The organism is Pseudomonas sp. Irchel s3f19 (assembly GCF_900187555.1).
Lineage (GTDB): Bacteria > Pseudomonadota > Gammaproteobacteria > Pseudomonadales > Pseudomonadaceae > Aquipseudomonas > Aquipseudomonas capeferrum.
The window spans coordinates 628,279-647,254 of sequence record NZ_FYDW01000003.1; the positions used below are offsets into that span (position 1 = coordinate 628,279).

Below are 18,976 nucleotides of genomic sequence, written 5' to 3' on the forward strand. Positions count from 1 at the left end.
GCAAGGCCGCCTTGACTCACCGTTACCGCGCAGCGCTCACCCGCCAGATCATATTGCCCACGTCATCTGCCACCAGCACCCCACCGCGCTGATCGTTGATCACGCCCACCGGCCGGCCCATGGCCTTGCCATTGCCATCCAGAAACCCGGTGAGCAGGTCGACGGGCTTGCCGACAGGCTTGCCGGCACTGTCGAACGGCACGAAAATCACCTTGTAGCCACTGTGTGGCTTGCGATTCCATGACCCGTGCTGGCCCACGAATGCGCCTTGCCCGAAAGGCGCTGGCAGTACACCTGGCTCGGCGAACGTCAGCCCCAGTGAAGCCGTGTGCGGGCCGACGGCATAGTCCGGCACCAGTGCCTGGGCGACCTTTTGCGGCGCCTGTGGCTGGACCCGCTGGTCTACGTGCTGGCCGTAGTAGCTGTAGGGCCAACCATAGAAGCCGCCGTCCTTGACCGAGGTAATGTAGTCCGGCACCAGGTCGCTACCGATTTCGTCACGCTCGTTGACTGCCGTCCACAGTGCGCCGCTGTGTGGCTCCCAGGCCAGGCCATTGGGGTTGCGCAGGCCGCTGGCGTACAAACGCTGCTGGCCGCTGGCCGGGTCCACCTCCCAGATCGCCGCCCGCCCTTGTTCCTTGTCCAGGCCGTTTTCCCCCACATTGCTGTTGGAGCCAACCGTCACGTAGAGTTTCTTGCCATCTGGGCTGGCGATCACGTTCTTGGTCCAGTGATGGTTGAGCGGCCCGCCCGGTAGCTCGACCACCTGCTGGCCCTTGTCGCGTATCTGCATGGCCCCGGGCTCGTAGTGAAAACGCAGCAGCTTGTCGGTGTCGGCCACATAGAAGTCCTTGCCCACCAACGCCATCCCGAATGGGGAATTCAGGCCTTCCAGGAAGGTACTGCGAATTTCTGCGACGCCATCATGATCGGCATCGCGCAGCAGGGTGATGCGGTTGGCGCTGGGTACAGCGGCGCCGGCACGTTTCATCGCCTTGCCCATGGCCCAGCCACGCAGGCCTTTGCCGTCCTCGGGTTTTGGCGGCGCGTTGGTTTCGGCTACCAGCACGTCACCGTTGGGCAGTACATAGAGCCAGCGAGGGTGGTCGAGTTTGTCGGCGAAGGCCGCTACCTGCGTGCCCGTTGCAGCCTTGGGCTTGCCGCCGTCCGGCCAGCCGATGGCAGGGGCGATGTTGATGGTCGGAATCAGCGTTGCATGGGGTTCTGGCAACTGCGGCGAGGGGCCACTGCCTTCGCTGACGTTCAACAGTGCTGTGTCGCCGCAGCCCACCAGGCAGGCACTGATCGCCCAGGGTAAGACGTAGCCGATGTGGCGCATGTTCAATGCCCTCAGGAGATGATCTTTCATTATTCAGAGCACGGCGCAACATGACTGGTTCAGCCCGGGGCGAACAACACCCGGCTGCGCAAGGCCATGCTCAGTGGTTATCTTCGTTCCTGCGCCCCGTTCGATTGACGCTCCCGCCCCAACCCTCTAACCTTCGCGGCGTGTTTCAGGTGCCCTGCCAGCCTCGTCTGAGCAGGGTGAAACTGGGAAGCCGGTGGGCGCCAGCAAAGGCGCGATTCCGGCGCTGCCCCCGCAACGGTAGGTGAGTCAAAGGTCGCGCACAGCCACTGGATGCCAGCATCCGGGAAGGCGCGCAGGCCCGGGCCAAGGCCCGCTCGCAAGCCCGGAGACCGGCCTGATACAGCCAACGGCATCACGGAGGGTGATGCGCGGTGCACCGTGGCCTACGGCCACTGCTCCTGCGCGCTCTGTGTCTGCCTGCCTATCGACCTGTCGCCGCCTTTCGCGTGGCGTCAGCCTGCGGAGACCCCTGATGAGCGAACCCACCGAACGCGACGAACGCCACTTGGCGCGCATGCAGCGCAAAAAGGCGATCATCGACGAGCGTATCGCCAATTCCCCCAACGAATGCGGCCTGCTGCTGGTGCTGACGGGCAATGGCAAGGGCAAGAGCAGCTCAGCTTTCGGCATGCTCGCCCGTGCCCTGGGCCATGGCATGCAGTGCGGCGTGGTGCAGTTCATCAAAGGCCGCAACAGCACTGGCGAAGAGCTGTTCTTCCGGCGTTTTCCCGAGCAGGTGCGTTATCACGTGATGGGCGAAGGCTTTACCTGGGAGACCCAGGACCGCCAGCGTGACATCGCCGCCGCTGAGGCCGCTTGGGCGGTGTCGCGCCAGCTGCTGCAGGACCCGACCGTGCAGTTCGTGGTGCTCGATGAACTCAATATCGCCCTCAAGCATGGTTACCTCGACCTCGACCAGGTGCTGTCCGACATCCAGGCCCGCCCGCCGATGCAGCACGTGATCGTCACCGGTCGCGCGGCCAAGCCTGAAATGATCGAGCTGGCCGACACCGTCACCGAGATGGGCATGCTCAAGCACGCCTTCCAGGCGGGTATCCGTGCGCAGAAAGGCGTCGAACTGTGACTCAGATGCGACACTGCCCGGCGGTATTGATTGCAGCGCCGGCTTCCGGCCAGGGCAAGACCACCGTCACCGCCGCCTTGGCCCGCCTGCACCGCAACCTTGGGCGCAAGGTCCGGGTGTTCAAATGCGGGCCCGACTTTCTCGACCCGATGATCCTCGAACGTGCCAGCGGCGCGCCGGTCTACCAGCTCGACCTGTGGATGATCGGCGCCCAGGAAAGCCGCCGCCTGCTGTGGGACGCAGCCGGGGAGGCCGACCTGATCCTGATCGAAGGGGTCATGGGGCTGTTCGACGGTACGCCGTCGAGCGCGGACCTGGCGCGCCACTTCGGCGTGCCGGTGCTGGCGGTAATCGACGGCACGGCCATGGCCCAGACCTTTGGCGCCCTGGCCCTGGGGCTGGCGCGTTACCAGACCGACCTGCCGTTTGCCGGTGTGCTGGCCAACCGGGTCGGCAGCCTGCGCCATGCGCAGCTGCTCGAAGGCAGCCTGACCGAGGGGTTGCGCTGGTATGGCGGCCTGTCGCGTGAACGCGGTATCGAACTGCCCAGCCGTCACTTGGGGTTGGTCCAGGCCAGCGAACTGAACGACCTGGATGCCCGCCTGGATGCTGCGGCCGAGGCGCTGGGTGCCAGTTGCGATGCTGCTTTACCCCCGCCGGTGGCGTTTGCCGAGCCCGAGCCACAGCCGGCCGCCGTGTCATTGGCCGGTGTGCGCATTGGCGTGGCCCGGGACGAGGCGTTTGCGTTCACCTATGGTGCCAACCTCGACCTGCTGCGCAACCTAGGCGCGCAACTGGTGTTTTTCTCGCCACTGCATGACCGTGAACTGCCAACCGTGGACAGCCTTTACCTGCCGGGCGGCTACCCCGAACTGCACCACCACGCGTTGGCGGCCAATACTGCCATGTGCGCGGCGATCCGTGACCATCACGGGCAGGGCAAGCCCTTGTTGGCCGAATGCGGCGGCATGCTCTACCTGCTCGACGCACTGACCGATGTGGCGGGGGAGCGTGCCGAACTGCTCGGTTTGCTGGCGGGCGAGGCGACCATGCAGAAACGCCTTGCAGCCCTGGCCTTGCAGGCCGTGGAGCTGCCGGAAGGTACCCTGCGTGGGCATACCTACCACCACTCCCTGACCAGCACCGAGCTGACACCGATCGCCCGTGGCCTGAGCCCCAACGGCGGGCGTGGCAACGAGGCGGTGTATCGCCTGGGACGTCTGACGGCATCCTACGTGCACTTCTACTTCCCCTCCAACCCTGACGCGGCGGCGGCGCTGCTGCGACCATGAGCCAACACGCTTTCAGCGACGCCGAGCGCGCCGCCGTGTACCGGGCCATCGGCGAGCGCCGCGACATGCGTCATTTTGCCGGTGGCGAGGTGGCCCCGGCGCTGCTTGGTCGCCTGTTGGCCGCGGCGCATCAGGCCCCCAGCGTCGGGCTGATGCAGCCCTGGCGGTTCATCCGTATCACCCAGCGTGGCCTGCGCGAGCGCATCCAGGCGCTGGTCGAGGAGGAGCGGGTACGCACCGCCGATGCCCTGGGTGAACGGTCCGATGCGTTCATGGCCCTCAAGGTCGAAGGCATCAACGATTGTGCTGAGCTGCTGGTGGCCGCCTTGATGGACCAGCGCGAGCCGCACATCTTCGGCCGTCGCACCTTGCCGGAAATGGACCTCGCCTCGCTGGCCTGCGCCATCCAGAACCTGTGGCTGGCGGCGCGAGCCGAAGGCCTGGGGATGGGCTGGGTGTCGTTGTTCGACCCGCTGGCCCTGGCCGAGCTGCTGGGCATGCCTGCCGGCGCCAAGCCGGTGGCCGTGCTGTGCCTGGGGCCTGTGACCGAATTCTATCCGGCGCCAATGCTGGTGCAGGAAAACTGGGCCGAACAACGCCCCTTGAGTGACATGCTGTATCACAACCAATGGGGAGAGCGGCCATGAGCGTTGCCTTGCTGACCGTGGCCGGGGTGGCCCTGGATGCCTTGCTGGGCGAGCCGCAACGGCGTCATCCACTGGTGGCGTTCGGCAACATGGCCGCCAACCTGGAGCGCCGCCTGAACGCTGGCGGGCGCGGTTGGCGCAGCCACGGGGTGAGCGCCTGGTTCATTGCCGTGGTGCCGCTGACCCTGGTCGCATTGATCCTGTCCTGGCTGCCGTACATCGGCTGGCTGGTGGACGTGCTGGCGCTGTATTGCGCCCTGGGGCTGCGCAGCCTTGGCGAGCATGTGTTGCCGGTGGCCAACGCGTTGCGCCAAGGCGACCTGGAAGAGGCACGGCGGCGGGTCGGCTACCTGGTCAGCCGCGAAACCCGCGAGCTGGACGAGCCCGCCGTGGCCCGGGCAGCCACCGAGTCGGTGCTGGAGAACGGCAGCGATGCCGTTTTTGCCGCGCTGTTCTGGTTTGTGCTGGCTGGCGCGCCCGGTGTGGTGTTGTACCGGCTGAGCAATACCCTGGATGCCATGTGGGGCTATCGCAACGAGCGTTTCGAGCGGTTTGGCTGGTGCGCGGCGCGTATCGACGATGTGCTCAACTATATTCCCGCAAGGCTGGTGGCGCTGACCTACGCGCTGCTCGGCAAGACTCGCCTGGCCCTGGCCTGCTGGCGCAACCAGGGGCCACTGTGGGACAGCCCCAACGCAGGCCCGGTGATGGCAGCCGGTGCCGGCGCGCTGGCGGTCGAACTTGGCGGCCCGGCGGTGTACCACGGTGAGCTGCACGAGCGGCCGCGCCTGGGCGAAGGGCCGATGGCCGATGCCGACGCCATCGAGCGCGGCTGGAGCCTGGTGCAGCGGGGTGTGTGGCTGTGGGTACTGGTGATTTGCCTGGGGGCTTACTGGAATGCTTGAACACGGTGGTCGTCTGCTGCGTGCGGTGCATCAATACGGCATCGCGCGTGAACATTGGCTTGACCTGTCCAGCGGCATCGCCCCTTGGTCTTACCCGATCCCGCCGATTCCCCTCGACGCCTGGGCGCGCCTGCCGGAAACCGAAGACGGCCTGGAAGAGGCCGCGCGGCAGTATTACGGCACTCGCCAGCTACTGCCGGTAGCCGGCTCGCAGGCCGCGATCCAGGCCTTGCCGTTGTTGCGCCCGGCTGGCCGGGTCGGCGTGCTGACCCCTTGCTACGCCGAGCATCCGCACGCCTGGCAGCGGGCAGGGCATCAGTTGCTGGAGCTGGATGAAGCCGAGGTCGAGGGCGCGCTCGACAGCCTCGATGTGCTGGTGCTGGTCAACCCCAACAACCCGACCGGCCGCCAGGTCAGCCGCGAGCGCCTGTTCGACTGGCATGGCCGCCTGGCAGCCCGCGGAGGCTGGCTTGTGGTCGACGAAGCGTTCATGGACAACACCCCCGCTCATAGCGTGGTCGACTGCGCCGAGCGGCCAGGCCTGATCGTGCTGCGTTCGTTTGGCAAGTTCTTTGGCCTGGCCGGTGTCCGGCTGGGCTTCGTGGCGGCTCAAGCAAGCCTGCTGCAGCGCCTGGCAGAGCTGCTTGGCCCTTGGACTGTCAGTGGCCCGACGCGGGTGCTGGCTCAGGCCTGTTTTGCCGACCACACCGCCCACCTGTTGCAGATCGACCGCTGCGCCGCCAGCAGCCAGCGGCTCGCGGCCTTGTTGCGCAGCACCGGCCTGGCCCCGAGCGGTGGCTGCGACCTGTTCCAGTACGTGCGCAGCGAACGTGCCGCGCACCTGCATGACTTTCTCGCCCGGCACGGCATCCTGGTTCGCCTGTTCGCGCTGCCGGCCGCCGTGCGCCTGGGCTTGCCTGCCTGCGCTGCGGACGAACAACGCCTGGCCCAGGCCCTGGCCGACTATCAAAAGGAAACGGCATGACCACGCTCATGGTGCAAGGCACCACCTCCGATGCCGGCAAGAGCACGCTGGTGACCGCGTTGTGCCGCTGGCTGCTGCGCCAGGGCGTCGGCGTGGTGCCGTTCAAGCCGCAGAACATGGCGCTCAACAGCGCGGTGACCGCAGACGGTGGCGAAATTGGCCGGGCCCAGGCCGTGCAGGCCCAGGCTTGCCGGCTGGCGCCGCACACTGACATGAACCCGGTGCTGCTCAAGCCCAACAGCGACACCGGCGCCCAGGTGATCATCCACGGGCGCGCGGTCACCAGCATGAATGCAGTGGCCTATCACGACTACAAGGCCACCGCCATGCAGGCCGTGCTGGCCTCGCACCAGCGCCTGAGTGCTGCGTACCCGGTGGTCATGGTCGAAGGTGCAGGCTCGCCTGCGGAGATCAACCTGCGTGCCGGCGACATCGCCAACATGGGCTTTGCCGAAGCGGTGGACTGCCCAGTGATTCTGGTGGCCGATATCAATCGGGGCGGGGTCTTCGCGCACCTTGTCGGCACCCTAGAATTGCTGTCGCCGAGTGAGCAGGCACGGGTCAAGGGCTTTGTCATCAACCGCTTTCGCGGTGATATCGCCCTGCTTCAGCCGGGCCTGGACTGGCTGGAAGCGCGCACCGGCAAGCCGGTGCTGGGCGTGTTGCCGTATGTCACCGACCTGCACTTGGAGGCCGAGGACGGCATAGATGTACGCCAGGCAGCCAAGCATGAGCGTGTATTGAAGGTGATCGTGCCGGTGTTGCCGCGCATCAGCAACCACACCGACTTCGACCCGCTGCGCCTGCACCCACAGGTCGACCTGCAATTCATCGGGCCAGGCCAACCGATACCGCCTGCGGACCTGATCATCCTGCCCGGCTCGAAAAGCGTGCGTGGCGACCTGGCGCAGCTGCGCGAGCGCGGCTGGGATACCGCCATTGCCCGCCACTTGCGCTACGGCGGCAAGCTGATTGGTATCTGCGGCGGTTTGCAGATGCTCGGGGCGCAGGTGCACGACCCGCTGGGGCTGGAAGGGCCGGCGGGCTCCAGCCCAGGGCTGGGGCTGCTCGAATACGCCACGGTGCTGGAGGCCGACAAGCAACTGCGCAACGTCACCGGTACCTTGAGCCTGGAACAGGCGCCGGTGTCCGGCTACGAAATCCATGCCGGCGTTACCCAAGGCGCGGCCTTGGAACAGCCTGCCGTGCAGCTTGATGAGGGGCGCTGCGACGGTGCCATCAGTGCCGACGGGCAGGTCCTCGCCACGTACCTGCATGGCCTGTTCGAAGGCAGCGAGTCGTGCGCCGCGCTGTTGCGCTGGGCCGGGCTGGCGGACGCACAGACCATCGACTACCAGGCCCTGCGCGAACGTGATATCGAGCGCCTGGCGGACCTGGTGGAAAAGCACTTGGACACCGCGCACCTGCGCACACTGTGTGGAGTCGCCTGAAATGCGCAACCTGATCCTTGGTGGCGCGCGCTCCGGCAAGAGCCGCCTGGCCGAACAGTTGGCCAGCGACAGCGGCCTGCCGGTGACCTACATCGCCACCAGCGAGCCGCTGGACGGCGAAATGAACGAACGCGTGCGCCTGCATCGCCAGCGCCGGCCTGCCGACTGGGGGCTGATTGAAGAGCCCCTGGCGCTGGCTGCCGTGCTGCGCCGCGAAGCAGCCGCAGGGCGTTGCCTGCTGGTGGATTGCCTGACCCTGTGGCTGACCAACCTGCTGATGCTCGACGACGACCAGCGCCTGGCCGAGGAGCGTGATGCGCTGCTCGACTGCCTTGAGCAGTTGCCGGGTACCCTCATTCTGGTCAGCAACGAAACCGGCCTGGGTGTGGTGCCCATGGGCGAACTGACCCGGCGCTATGTCGACCAGGCCGGCTGGTTGCACCAGGCCGTTGCCGAGCGCTGTCAGCGCGTGGTACTGACCGTGGCTGGCCTGCCCCTTATGCTCAAAGGACCTGCACTATGACTCAAGCCTGGTGGCGTGACGCCTGCCAACCCCTCGACAACGCCGCCATGGACCAGGCCCGCGCCCGTCAGCAGCAGCTGACCAAGCCTGCCGGTTCGCTCGGCCAGCTGGAAGGCCTGGCTGTGCACCTGGCGGGCCTGCAAGGCCGTGAGCGGCCCGCACTGGACCAGCTGGCCATCACCATTTTCGCCGGTGACCACGGCGTGGTCGAGGAAGGCATTTCAGCCTACCCGCAAGCGGTGACCGGGCAGATGCTGCGCAACTTCGTCGGCGGTGGCGCGGCGATCAGCGTGCTGGCCCGCCAGCTGCACGCCAGCCTGGACGTGGTCGACCTCGGTACCATCGACCCTACGCTGGAGCTGCCCGGCGTGAGGCATTTGCGCCTGGGCGCCGGCACCGCCAACTTCGCCCGCCAGCCCGCGATGACCGAGCGCCAGTTGCATGCCGCGCTTGAGGCGGGCCGTGACAGCGCCCTGCGGGCGGCCGCACAGGGTGCGCAGTTGTTCATCGGCGGCGAAATGGGCATCGGCAACACCACCGCCGCCGCCGCCCTGGCCAGCAACCTGCTGGGTTGCCCGGCCCGTGAGCTGAGCGGCCCAGGCACTGGCTTGGACACCGCCGGTGTGCGGCACAAGGCCGAAGTCATCGAGCGTGCGCTGATCCTGCATGGTCTGCGCGCTGACGACCCGCTGCAGGCGCTGGCATGCGTTGGCGGTTTCGAGATCGCCGCCTTGGCCGGCGCCTACATCGCCTGCGCGCAAGAGGGTATCGCGGTGCTGGTGGACGGCTTCATCTGCAGTGTCGCCGCATTGGTGGCGGTGCGCCTCAACCCGCAGTGCCGGGCATGGCTGCTGTTTGCCCACCAAGGCGCGGAGCCAGGGCACAAGGCCCTGCTCGAAGCACTGCAGGCCGAACCGCTGCTGGCGCTGGGCCTGCGCCTGGGTGAGGGCAGCGGTGCCGCCCTGGCGGTGCCTTTGTTGCGCCTGGCCTGCGCACTGCACGGGCAGATGGCGACGTTTGCCGAGGCCGCCGTGGCGGACCGCCCGGCATGATCCTCGACCTGCTGCGCCACGGCGAAACGGAGCAAGGTGGCCTGCGTGGCAGCCTTGACGATGCCCTGACCGAAAAGGGCTGGGCGCAGATGCGTGACGCCGTCGCCGAGGCTGGCCCATGGCAAGTGCTGGTCAGCTCGCCCTTGCAGCGTTGTGCACGGTTTGCCGACGAGTTGGGGGCACGGCTACACCTGCCGGTACAGCGCGAGGCGGGTCTGCAGGAGCTGCATTTCGGTGATTGGGAAGGGCGCAGCGCGGCGCAGATCATGGAAGACCAGGCCGACGCCCTGGGGCGTTTCTGGTCCGACCCTTACGCGTGTACGCCGCCCAACGGTGAGCCGGTCGAGGCGTTTGCCGAGCGCGTTCTGGCTGGCGTCGAGCGCCTGGGCCAGCAGCATGCCGGCAAGCGTGTGCTGCTGGTCACCCACGGCGGCGTGATGCGCCTTTTGCTGGCCCGGGCGCGTGGCATGCCCAGGGAGCACTTGCTGCAGGTGGAGGTTGCCCACGGCGCATTGGTCCGCCTGGTGCTGCGTGACGACGGCCAATGGGCCGAGGCGCACTGACATGCTGGCGTTCTGGATTGCCTTGCAGTTCCTCAGCAGCCTGCCGGTGCGCTTGCCCGGTATGCCCGAGCCACGCCAGGTGGGCCGCTCGCTGTTGTGCTACCCCCTGGTAGGGTTGCTGTTCGGCCTGCTGCTGTGGCTGGCCAGCGATCTTCTGCACGGCGCGCCCACGGCCCTGCATGCAGCGCTGCTGCTGACGCTCTGGGTGTTGCTCAGTGGCGCACTGCACCTGGACGGCTTGGCCGACAGCGCCGATGCCTGGCTCGGTGGTTTCGGTGACCGTGAACGCACGCTGCAGATCATGAAGGACCCCCGCAGCGGACCGATTGCCGTGGTGACCCTGGTGCTGGTGCTGCTGTTGAAATTCTGCGCCTTGTGGGCATTGGTCGAGCATAGGGTGGGGGGGGACCTGATCCTGGCGCCGGTGGTTGGCCGGGCGGCGATGCTTGGCTTGTTCCTCTGCACGCCTTACGTAAGGCCCGGGGGGTTGGGGCAGGCGCTGGCCGAGCATTTGCCACGTGCTGCTGCCGGGTGGGTCTTGTTGGGTAGCGCCGTCTTGTGCCTTGCCGTTGGTGGTTGGCCCGTGATCTGGGTACTGGTGGCGGTGCTGGGCGTGTTCGCCTGGCTGCGGCACGTCATGTGCCGGCGTCTGGGTGGCACGACCGGCGATACCGCCGGGGCGATGCTGGAGTTGCTGGAGCTGACCGTGGTGGTGGGGCTGGCACTCGCTCTCTGAGCGACTGCAGCAGGGCGAAGAAACTTCCAGCAACGTAACCGCAGCCACGCCCATCATGGACTTGGGCTTATCATCGGCCTCCCATTCACGCGGCCAGGGAGGCCCCTTATGCGCCACTGGATCTTTGCCAGCCTGTTTGCTTTTCTCGCCTTGCCCGTCACCGCTGCTGATCTGATCAGCTTCTGGAATACGCCCCGCCACGGCGGCAACAGTTTCAATCGGCTGGCTCCCGACCAAGCCTACTTCAATGCCTTGCGTGCCTATGGCGCTACCTGGGTTCGGCTGTCTTATGACAAGTGGCAGCCGGCGCAGCGCGACTTCCTGCTGGGTAGCGCTGATGACTATCAAGGCCTGGCCGCAACCGATCTGGTGCAGCTGCGGGCTGTGCTCGACCGTGCTCATCGGGCCGGGCTCAAGGTCGTCATTGCCCCCCTTTCCCTGCCTGGCATGCGTTGGTCGCAGAACAACCAGGGCCAGTTCGACGACCGCCTCTGGCAAGACAAACGCTACTGGTCGCAGGCCGCTGCGTTCTGGCGGGACCTGGCGCGTGAATTGAAGGACCATCCCGCCATCGCGGCCTACAACCTGATCAATGAACCTGCGCCTGAAAAACAGGGCGGTCTGGCCGAACATGCTGCCCCTGAGCAGATGAAGCGCTGGTATGCACAAGCGCAGGGTAGCGCCCGCGACTTGCCAGCGCTGTATGAGCAATTGGTGGCGGCCATCCGTGAGCAGGACCCAGACACACCGATCATGGTCGATGCAGGCTGGTATGCCGCCGCCGATGCTTTTGGTTACTGGCCCGCGCCGCTGACAGACAGCCGGGTGCTGTACAGCGTACACATGTACGAACCCTATTCCGCCACCAGTGCGCCGAACATGACGCGCAAGCAACCCTTTGCCTACCCCGGCCCTGTACCGTTCGCCGGGCTGACGCAGCAGTGGGATGGCCAGCGTGTGCAGCAATACCTGCAACAACCGCTGGCCTGGAGCGAAGCGATGCACGTGCCACGCTCACGCCTGGTGGTGGGGGAGTTCGGTTGCATGCGCCGGTTGCCAGGCTGCCAGCGCTACCTGGAAGACGTGCTCACGGTGCTGGATAGCAACAAGTTGCATTGGGCGTTCTACAGCTTCCGTGAAGACAGTTGGGATGGCATGGACTACGAGCTGGGCAGTGCCAAGGTGCCGTGGCGCTACTGGCAAGCCATTGATCAGGGCGCGCGGGACCCTCTGGCACGCAAGGCTACGGCGGAATTCGAGCCGATCAGCAAACGCCTGAAGCCTGAATGACCTTTCGCTGATAGTTGAAATTTCTTGCAACACTCATGACGCGGGTATATACACGTATCCATGTTGACCAGTGAATGCATCTGCACCCATTTACGTCGAGCCGCCCGTGGGGTGAGCCGGCATTATGACGAGGCCCTTGCCGGCTTCGGCGTCAATGTCGCCCAGTTTTCCCTGTTGCGCCACTTGCAGCGCCTCGACCGCCCCAGCATTACCAGCTTGGCCGAGGCCATGGGCCTTGAGCGCAGCACCTTGGGGCGCAACTTGCGCGTGCTGGAAGCCGATGGCCTGGTGGCCTTGGCAGGCGGCGACGACCAGCGCAACCGTGTGGTGCTGCTGACCGAGCCAGGCAAGGCGCTGTTGCAGGCGGCTTACCCGGCCTGGGAGCAGGCTCAGGAGCTGCTGGTCGAGCGCCTGGGTGTTGGGCAGCGCGATGAGTTGGTACGTTTGCTGGAACAGCTGGCCTGAAGTGATACGACTATAAACGGGTATATACCCGTAAACCTTGCGATGTGCTGGAGATAACGACAATGACTTCGGTGTGGCGAACCAGCGGGTGGGTACTGATGGGGGCAGCGCTGATTCTGGCGCTGTCCTTGGGTGTGCGACACGGTTTTGGCCTGTTTCTGGGGCCGATGAGCGCCGACTTTGGCTGGGGGCGTGGGGTGTTCGCCTTCGCCATCGCCTTGCAGAACCTGGTGTGGGGGTTGGCGCAGCCGTTCGCCGGTGCCTTGGCCGACCGCCTGGGTGCGGCGCGGGTGGTGATCATCGGCGGCATCCTGTACGCCGTCGGGTTGATCCTGATGGGCATGGCCGATTCGCCCTGGTCGTTGTCGTTGAGTGCCGGGCTGCTGATCGGCATCGGCCTTTCCGGCACCTCATTCTCGGTCATCCTGGGTGTGGTCGGGCGCGCCGTGCCTGCCGAGAAACGCAGCATGGCGATGGGGATTGCCAGTGCTGCCGGTTCATTCGGCCAGTTCGCCATGTTGCCAGGCACGCTTGGCCTGATTGAGTGGCTGGGCTGGTCCACTGCGCTGCTGGTGTTGGGCCTGCTGGTGGCATTGATCGTGCCGCTGGTCGGCATGTTGCGCGACCGCCCGTTGCCTAGCCATGGCGCTGAGCAGACCCTGGGCCAGGCCTTGCGTGAGGCCTGCTCGCATTCGGGGTTCTGGTTGCTGGCGCTGGGTTTCTTCGTTTGCGGCTTCCAGGTGGTGTTCATCGGGGTGCACCTGCCGGCCTACCTGGTCGATCAGCACCTGGCAGCCACCACGGGCACAACGGTGCTGGCACTGGTTGGCTTGTTCAACATCGTCGGCACCTTCACCGCCGGCTGGCTGGGTGGGCGCATGTCCAAGCCGCGCTTGCTCACTGGGTTGTATCTGCTGCGCGCGGTGGTGATCGTGTTGTTCCTCTGGGCGCCCGTGACCCAGGTCAGTGCCTACCTGTTCGGCATCGCCATGGGCTTGCTCTGGTTGTCTACCGTACCGCTGACCAATGGCACGGTGGCGACGTTGTTCGGCGTGCGCAACCTGTCGATGCTGGGCGGTATCGTGTTCCTGTTCCACCAGTTGGGCGCCTTCCTGGGTGGCTGGCTGGGCGGGGTGGTGTATGACCGCACGGGCAACTACGACCTGGTCTGGCAGATTTCGGTACTGCTCAGCCTGCTGGCTGCGGCGCTCAGCTGGCCAGTACGTGAGCGCCCGGTCGCCCGCCTGCAGGCCCAGGCCGCATGAACCGCTACCTGGCCCAGGGGCTGCTGGCCGCTGCCGCTGTCGCTCTGCTGGCGCTGGTAGGGTGGGGGTGGCACAAGGGTGGGTTGGCGTTGATGCAACTGGGCATGAGCGTTTGTTAGGCGCTACCCTGCAAGTTCATGGATTGTCTTGCCGGAGAAACGAACGATGCGTGCACATTGGTTGATGGTGCCTGTGCTGGGCCTGCTTGCCGCCACGTCGAGCTGGGCTGCGGATTGCCCCGCCTTGTTGCAGGGCAGCCTGCCGGAGTTGCGTGGCAAGGGGCAGGTCGACCTGTGTCAGCGCTTTGCCGGCAAGCCGCTGGTGGTGGTCAATACGGCCAGCTATTGCGGGTTCGCGCCGCAGTTCGAGGGGTTGGAGGCAACGTACAAGGCGTACCACGAGCAGGGGCTGGAGATGCTCGGTGTACCCTCCAATGACTTCAAGCAGGAAGACCCCGATAGCGAAAAAATTGCCAACGTCTGCTACGCCAATTATGGCGTGACCTTCACCATGACCAAGGCCCAGGCGGTACGCGGCAAGGATGCGATACCGCTGTTCAGCGAGCTGGCAAACCAGAGCAGTGCGCCGAAGTGGAACTTCTACAAGTATGTGGTTGACCGCAAGGGCAAGGTGATCGGCAATTTTTCCAGCCTGACCAAGCCGGATGACCCCGCCTTCAGGGCTGCGATCGAGAAGGCCATCGCATCGCAGCCGTAGTGCTTTTCCTTCGATTCAATGAGGGTGAACAGTGATCGCCACCAGCCGCACCACCAGCGGCCTGACCATCAACACGCAGACAAACGCCACCGGCATGGCCAGTTGGTAAGCCTTCAGCACATTGCCCAGGTACTGCGGATTCACCCCAGCATTGGCGGCCGTGATCACAAAGCACATCAACAGCGCCATGATCGATGACATGTAGAACGCGAAAACGTAGGGTGTGGCGCTGGGGCGCAGTTTGCGCCGGCTGCGTGTCGGGGACAGGTCGTTCATGCGAACTCCAGAACAGTAAGTGAGGGCGCAGGTTAGCAATCACCTCTGCAGGGCTTGTAGACCACCGTGGTTGAGTTCTTTATAAAGAGATTCTTACGAATCCAAAGGGCGCAACATGGACCTGCTTAATGCCATTCGCAGCTTCATCAAGGTGGTCGAAGCCGGTAGCATCGCTGCAGGTGCACGCAACCTGGGGCTAAGCCCGGCGGCAGTGAGCCAGAACCTGGCACGGCTTGAAGCGCATCTGCAGGTACGCTTGCTCAGCCGTACCACGCGCAGCATGGCGCTGACGCCGGCGGGTACGCTCTATTACGAGCGGGTCAGGCAGGTAGAGCGTGATCTGGCCCAGGCCGAGCTGGCCGTCACCACGCCCGACAGTGAGCCCCAGGGCCGGCTGTGCATTGCGTCGACCTCGGCCTTCGGTCGCCATGTGCTGGCGCCGTTGATCCCAGCATTCAGTGCCCGTTATCCGCAGCTTTCGATAGAGTTGGTAACGACTGATCGGCGGGTCAACCATGCGCGCGAAGATGTGGATGTCAGCCTGCGCATCGCCCCGCAATTGGAAGACCAACTGCTGGCCAGGCACATCGCGCGTATCCCCTTCATTTGCTGCGCCTCGCCCGGTTACTTGGCCAGCGCCGGTGTACCTGCCACGCCCGAAGCCCTGCGCGAGCACCGCTGCCTGGTGTTCCGTTACCCGGTGGATGGCCGCTTCCTGCGGTGGGGCTTCATGCGCGACGGCATGCGTTTCGAGGCGGAGTTTGGCACCGTGCTGATCAGCGACGATATCGATGCCCTGACCCAGATGGCGCTTCACGACGGCGGGATCACCCGGCTGGCAGCCTTCATCGTTCAGCCTTACCTGGCCACGGGCGAACTGGTGCCTTTGTTCGAATACAGCGACAGCGGCCAGGCCTATGCCCAGACCGAGCCGATGGATATCTACCTGTGCCTGGCTGATCGTTTCGCCATGACCGCCAAGGTACGTGCCTTCACGGACTACCTGCGCGAATGCCTGGGTGACAGCTGGCAGGTCCAGGCATGAAAAAACCGCCACAAGGGCGGTTTCTCCATGCGCGGGATGACTCAGAAGCGGTAGGTAAGGGAGGCACCGACGCCGTGAGCGCTGTTCTCGTACTTGGCCTGGTAGCTGCCTTTGGTCGCGCTGACCTGGTTGACCTTGGTGTCTTCCTCCCACAGGTAGGAGTAGGCCACGTCGATGGTCATGTCTTCGTTCGGGCTCCAACCCGCACCCAGGCTGAACACCTTGCGATCGCCAGTCGGGATGCGCGGTGAGCGGTCGTGGTTGTTGGTTGGCGACTGGTCGACGGTGAAGCCGGTACGCAGCACCCACTCCTTGTTGACCTTGTAGGACGCGCCGATGGCGTGTGCCCAGGTGTCGTGCCAGTTCTGCTCTTCGGTGATGGTCTGGAACGCGGAACCGGCCAGCGGCGCTGGCACATCGTTTTGCACGGTGATGTCTTTCAGGCGGCTCCAGCGGGTCCAGGTGCTGCCTGCGTACAGGGTCCACTGGTCGTCGAGTTCGTGGGTGACCGAAAGGTCGACGGACTCTGGCGTCTTGATCTTCAGGGTGGCGTCGAACTTGTTACCGTTGAACGGCCCGATCAGCGGGGTGCTGACGCGGGTCTTGCCTTCGAGCTTGTAGTCGACCATCGAGTGGTAGGTCAGGCCGATGCGGGTGCTGTCGGTGGCCTGGACCAGGATACCGATGTTGTAACCCACGGCGGTGTCGTCGCCCTTGATCTTCACTTCACCATCGTTGCGGCCAGGGGTGAACGGGTTGATCAGGCTCGAACCCAGTTCACCCTTGATGCGGTTGATGGTTGGGCCGAAACCGATCGAGACCTTGTCGTTGAAGGCGTAGCTGATGGTTGGCTGGAAGGTCACGACCTCGACGTGGCTCTTTTTGCCCCAGTAGCGGGCGGCATCGTCGCTGCCGTAGTCGGTCACCAGGCCGAAGGGCACGTACACGCCGAAACCGACGCTCCAGTGATCATCGATCGGCTTGACGTAGTACCCCATCGGTACGCCGACCAGCGGCACCATGTCACCGTCGGTTTCCCCCCCGAGGTTACTGCCACGGCCCGAGATATCGGACTTGGCGATGACGGCGGCGCCGCCCACGGTGATCTGTTCGCGTTTGAGGCGGGACATGCCGGCCGGGTTGCCAAACACGGTGCTGGCATCATCGGCAGAAGAAGAACGTCCCGCGAAACCTGTCCCCATGCTGCTGATGCTCTGTTCGTTCAGGGCGAAGCCGCTGGCGAGCAGTTGGCTGGAAGCAAGCGCAACGGCTACGCCGAGGGAGGTTTTGAGCATTACTTTTTTCATTATTAGAAACTCCTTGGGATCTCCGGGGCGAAAAGCTACCAACAAATCGCGCGCCGCGCTATAGCCTCAATCACAGGAGATAGAGCGGTTTTGTAGGACAATCCGACCAAAATTCCATTTTTTCCAGTAATGCTGTAGGGCGTTTCCTAAGATGCCTGAGGCAATCTCTGATCTATGCAGGTGTGCCAGGCTTGAGTGAAGTCGCGCAGGCGACCCTGGGGGTGGAAAACCTGCCGCCAGATACGCGCCAGGCCCAGCAGGTCGTCAGCCGCCGGCAGCGCCGTGGCTTGGGCTTCGACAAGCATCCAGGCAATGGCGGTGGAGTAGCGCAGGTTTACCGTGAGTTCCAGGTGGGGGCCGCCGAGAAAGGCGTGTTGGCTGGCCAGGCCACGGACCAGGCTGGCGAGGTCCGGATCGCGGGCGAGATACTCGTCCCAGAGCGCCTGGTGGCGGGTTTCGCCGATGCGGTAGAGGCCATGGCCACGTCGGTCGTGCAAGGCTGAGCCGAGTGCCGACTGGCTGGCGGCAATGCCCAGCAACAACGCTTCGGCGCTAGGGCAGTGACGGTTCAGGTAGACCAGGGTTGGCCGGATAACATACAGACACAATTCATTCGCAGCGATACCCATAATGCCCTCGAGCAAGTAAGGGCCGGACGGGCGCTGGAGCTTGGCAGCTGGTGAATGATCAGGCCCGCCGGAAGCGGTTAGCACCGCTCGAGTTGAAGTGTAGTGTGATAATCGTGGTGTAAAGAGCTGTTTTTAAATCAATTGCTGCCTGACGTCCTTGGCTATATGCCGTGCGGCAATTACGCCAAGAACGATCGGGCAGGGTGTCGAAATAGCGATTCAGCGCTTGAATACCGAGGTATTCGCCGCTCACGCAGTGAGCGACTGACGCGTCCGGGCGATTACCGCCTGCAGGGGTTCCTTGCGGCTGTACTGATCGGCGTACAGGCGTTCGGTGTGGCAGGCGACGCCGTGTTCGTCCACCAGGGTAAAGCTGAAGCTGCCCTTGCGAGGGGCAACGATAAGGCACTTCAACGGCGAGAAGGCCTGGGAGAGGGTGCCAATGGCAGCCTGAATGTGCGGATGAGTTTGCATATTATTGGAGGTTCCTGCTTTAAACACGGAGGATATGATCCGTGCATGATAGAAACGTTCCAGTGACGCCTTTATTAAGGGACGAACGAACCTGACTGGAACAAAGCAGTCAGAGGGAGCGCAATCAAATAGTGGGCGCTTGGGCTGACTGGTAGGTACTTCAGAGGGCAGGCAGCACACCGGGGCCAAGGTTCTAGGCCATCGGGGTGGGATCCTGATCAATCTGCTAGGTGATTCGAGCTTGGGCAGCGTATGGCTGGCGAAGGAATCATCGAGTGGGCCGGTCCTGGTTTCAGCAGGCTTCGCTGTTGGGGGAGCGATTCTGCAAGGACGCTTAAGGCCAATTGACTTTCAGCTTGGTACTAACGAGGCACACCTTACCGAGAATAGAACGGTTTGGCAAATGTTTCTGCAAGGGTGCAGGCTAGCCGAGCAGTATGGCGCTTCTTTCGCAGGCTGTGAAGAGGGGCAAATGGCTGGCATTGCCGTGGATGTACTCATTTTGTGCACTCGAATGAGGGCTTGTGGTGCACTTGTGCACATTTGGCGCGCAAGCTGTAACACGGCGGCAACAGGCGCCGAGAGCCTCGCCAATGACTTGACTGGGGGGCTAAGTCAATGAAAAAAAACACTAATTTTTGCTGGTGAAAAAATCGTCAGTTTGACTGGAGCCCCCAATTCACGGGGGTTTTGGGGCCACCGAAGGGGGTTGTCCACCGAGTTATCCACAGGAACTGTGGATTGTCCCGAGCGCTTGCTCTAGGACGGGCGTGCCAGCAAACCAGGGAACTGTCTGACAATCTTCGGGCGCCCGTAGACCGGTTGGTCATCCACTTGAAAACGTCAAGAAAAGATCATCGAAATTATTTTTCAATCCTCGATAAATCGACAGGCCACGCCA

Annotated in this window: 21 protein-coding genes and 1 riboswitch; of the genes, 16 read left to right on the top strand and 5 right to left on the bottom strand. The window is 64.3% G+C overall.

All coding sequences use genetic code 11. From position 1 onward, the window contains the following. Nucleotides 1-22: 22 nt before the first annotated feature. Nucleotides 23-1,339: a sorbosone dehydrogenase family protein gene (locus CKW22_RS10825; RefSeq protein WP_047581681.1), complete on the bottom strand. Its 1,317-nt coding sequence runs from the start codon at nt 1,337-1,339 to the stop codon at nt 23-25. A gap of 160 nt (nt 1,340-1,499) precedes the next feature. Continuing rightward, nucleotides 1,500-1,722: riboswitch (cobalamin riboswitch) on the top strand. Nucleotides 1,723-1,841: 119 nt separating this feature from the next. Between CKW22_RS10825 and cobO the strand changes: the two genes are divergently transcribed. The 15 genes from cobO to CKW22_RS10895 all read left to right on the top strand — a co-directional run bounded on the left by cobO (nt 1,842) and on the right by CKW22_RS10895 (nt 14,344). Then, nucleotides 1,842-2,453, top strand: a complete 612-nt coding sequence (gene cobO, locus CKW22_RS10830) for a cob(I)yrinic acid a,c-diamide adenosyltransferase (protein ID WP_095064096.1) — start codon at nt 1,842-1,844, stop codon at nt 2,451-2,453. Then, a complete protein-coding gene (locus CKW22_RS10835; protein ID WP_033700802.1) occupies nt 2,450-3,745 on the top strand; it encodes a cobyrinate a,c-diamide synthase in 1,296 nt (431 codons plus the stop codon). The genes cobO and CKW22_RS10835 overlap by 4 nt, the downstream gene beginning before the upstream one ends. Then, nucleotides 3,742-4,392, top strand: coding sequence for a 5,6-dimethylbenzimidazole synthase (bluB, locus tag CKW22_RS10840; RefSeq protein WP_033700801.1), 651 nt, complete (start codon nt 3,742-3,744; stop codon nt 4,390-4,392). Before CKW22_RS10835 ends, bluB begins: the two co-directional genes overlap by 4 nt. After that, nucleotides 4,389-5,297 carry an adenosylcobinamide-phosphate synthase CbiB gene (gene cbiB, locus CKW22_RS10845; RefSeq protein ID WP_033700800.1) on the top strand — a complete coding sequence of 303 codons (909 nt, stop codon included), beginning with the start codon at nt 4,389-4,391 and terminating at the stop codon, nt 5,295-5,297. The genes bluB and cbiB overlap by 4 nt, the downstream gene beginning before the upstream one ends. Next, complete coding sequence (gene cobD, locus CKW22_RS10850) at nt 5,290-6,282, top strand: threonine-phosphate decarboxylase CobD (RefSeq protein ID WP_095064097.1); 993 nt, start codon at nt 5,290-5,292, stop codon at nt 6,280-6,282. Before cbiB ends, cobD begins: the two co-directional genes overlap by 8 nt. Then, complete coding sequence (locus CKW22_RS10855) at nt 6,279-7,733, top strand: cobyric acid synthase (RefSeq protein ID WP_047581685.1); 1,455 nt, start codon at nt 6,279-6,281, stop codon at nt 7,731-7,733. Before cobD ends, CKW22_RS10855 begins: the two co-directional genes overlap by 4 nt. Before the next feature lies 1 nt (nt 7,734). After that, the gene (gene cobU / locus CKW22_RS10860) at nt 7,735-8,256 is read left to right on the top strand and encodes a bifunctional adenosylcobinamide kinase/adenosylcobinamide-phosphate guanylyltransferase (RefSeq protein ID WP_033700796.1); all 522 of its coding nucleotides are present in this window, start codon (nt 7,735-7,737) and stop codon (nt 8,254-8,256) included. Further along, the gene (cobT, locus tag CKW22_RS10865) at nt 8,253-9,308 is read left to right on the top strand and encodes a nicotinate-nucleotide--dimethylbenzimidazole phosphoribosyltransferase (protein WP_095064098.1); all 1,056 of its coding nucleotides are present in this window, start codon (nt 8,253-8,255) and stop codon (nt 9,306-9,308) included. The genes cobU and cobT overlap by 4 nt, the downstream gene beginning before the upstream one ends. Continuing rightward, nucleotides 9,305-9,871, top strand: a complete 567-nt coding sequence (locus CKW22_RS10870) for a histidine phosphatase family protein (protein WP_033700794.1) — start codon at nt 9,305-9,307, stop codon at nt 9,869-9,871. The genes cobT and CKW22_RS10870 overlap by 4 nt, the downstream gene beginning before the upstream one ends. A gap of 1 nt (nt 9,872) precedes the next feature. Further along, nucleotides 9,873-10,607, top strand: coding sequence for an adenosylcobinamide-GDP ribazoletransferase (locus CKW22_RS10875; RefSeq protein ID WP_095064099.1), 735 nt, complete (start codon nt 9,873-9,875; stop codon nt 10,605-10,607). Nucleotides 10,608-10,715: 108 nt separating this feature from the next. Beyond that, nucleotides 10,716-11,897 carry a glycoside hydrolase family 5 protein gene (locus CKW22_RS10880; protein ID WP_050506129.1) on the top strand — a complete coding sequence of 394 codons (1,182 nt, stop codon included), beginning with the start codon at nt 10,716-10,718 and terminating at the stop codon, nt 11,895-11,897. A 60-nt stretch (nt 11,898-11,957) separates the two neighbouring features. Beyond that, a complete protein-coding gene (locus tag CKW22_RS10885) occupies nt 11,958-12,362 on the top strand; it encodes a MarR family winged helix-turn-helix transcriptional regulator (protein ID WP_047581691.1) in 405 nt (134 codons plus the stop codon). A 62-nt stretch (nt 12,363-12,424) separates the two neighbouring features. After that, a complete protein-coding gene (locus CKW22_RS10890; protein ID WP_033700791.1) occupies nt 12,425-13,627 on the top strand; it encodes an MFS transporter in 1,203 nt (400 codons plus the stop codon). Beyond that, on the top strand, nt 13,624-13,746 hold the full coding sequence (locus CKW22_RS27800; RefSeq protein WP_077068591.1) for a hypothetical protein: 123 nt from the start codon (nt 13,624-13,626) through the stop codon (nt 13,744-13,746). The genes CKW22_RS10890 and CKW22_RS27800 overlap by 4 nt, the downstream gene beginning before the upstream one ends. 46 nt (nt 13,747-13,792) lie before the next feature. After that, the gene (locus tag CKW22_RS10895; protein ID WP_033700789.1) at nt 13,793-14,344 is read left to right on the top strand and encodes a glutathione peroxidase; all 552 of its coding nucleotides are present in this window, start codon (nt 13,793-13,795) and stop codon (nt 14,342-14,344) included. A 15-nt stretch (nt 14,345-14,359) separates the two neighbouring features. Here the strand turns inward: CKW22_RS10895 and CKW22_RS10900 are convergent, their stop codons facing one another. Beyond that, a complete protein-coding gene (locus CKW22_RS10900; protein ID WP_033700788.1) occupies nt 14,360-14,620 on the bottom strand; it encodes a DUF2798 domain-containing protein in 261 nt (86 codons plus the stop codon). 115 nt (nt 14,621-14,735) lie between these two features. On the opposite strand from CKW22_RS10900, the gene CKW22_RS10905 reads away from it, so the two are divergent. Further along, nucleotides 14,736-15,665 carry a LysR family transcriptional regulator gene (locus CKW22_RS10905; protein ID WP_033700787.1) on the top strand — a complete coding sequence of 310 codons (930 nt, stop codon included), beginning with the start codon at nt 14,736-14,738 and terminating at the stop codon, nt 15,663-15,665. 41 nt (nt 15,666-15,706) lie between these two features. Here the strand turns inward: CKW22_RS10905 and CKW22_RS10910 are convergent, their stop codons facing one another. The 3 genes from CKW22_RS10910 to CKW22_RS10920 all read right to left on the bottom strand — a co-directional run bounded on the left by CKW22_RS10910 (nt 15,707) and on the right by CKW22_RS10920 (nt 18,075). Then, entirely contained in the window at nt 15,707-16,972 is a 1,266-nt protein-coding gene (locus tag CKW22_RS10910) for an OmpP1/FadL family transporter (RefSeq protein ID WP_033700786.1), read from the bottom strand. A 146-nt stretch (nt 16,973-17,118) separates the two neighbouring features. Then, a complete protein-coding gene (locus tag CKW22_RS10915) occupies nt 17,119-17,601 on the bottom strand; it encodes a hypothetical protein (RefSeq protein WP_047581696.1) in 483 nt (160 codons plus the stop codon). Nucleotides 17,602-17,850: 249 nt separating this feature from the next. Next, nucleotides 17,851-18,075 (bottom strand): hypothetical protein, encoded by a 225-nt coding sequence (locus tag CKW22_RS10920; RefSeq protein ID WP_033700783.1) that lies wholly within the window; start codon nt 18,073-18,075, stop codon nt 17,851-17,853. Nucleotides 18,076-18,976: the final 901 nt, after the last annotated feature.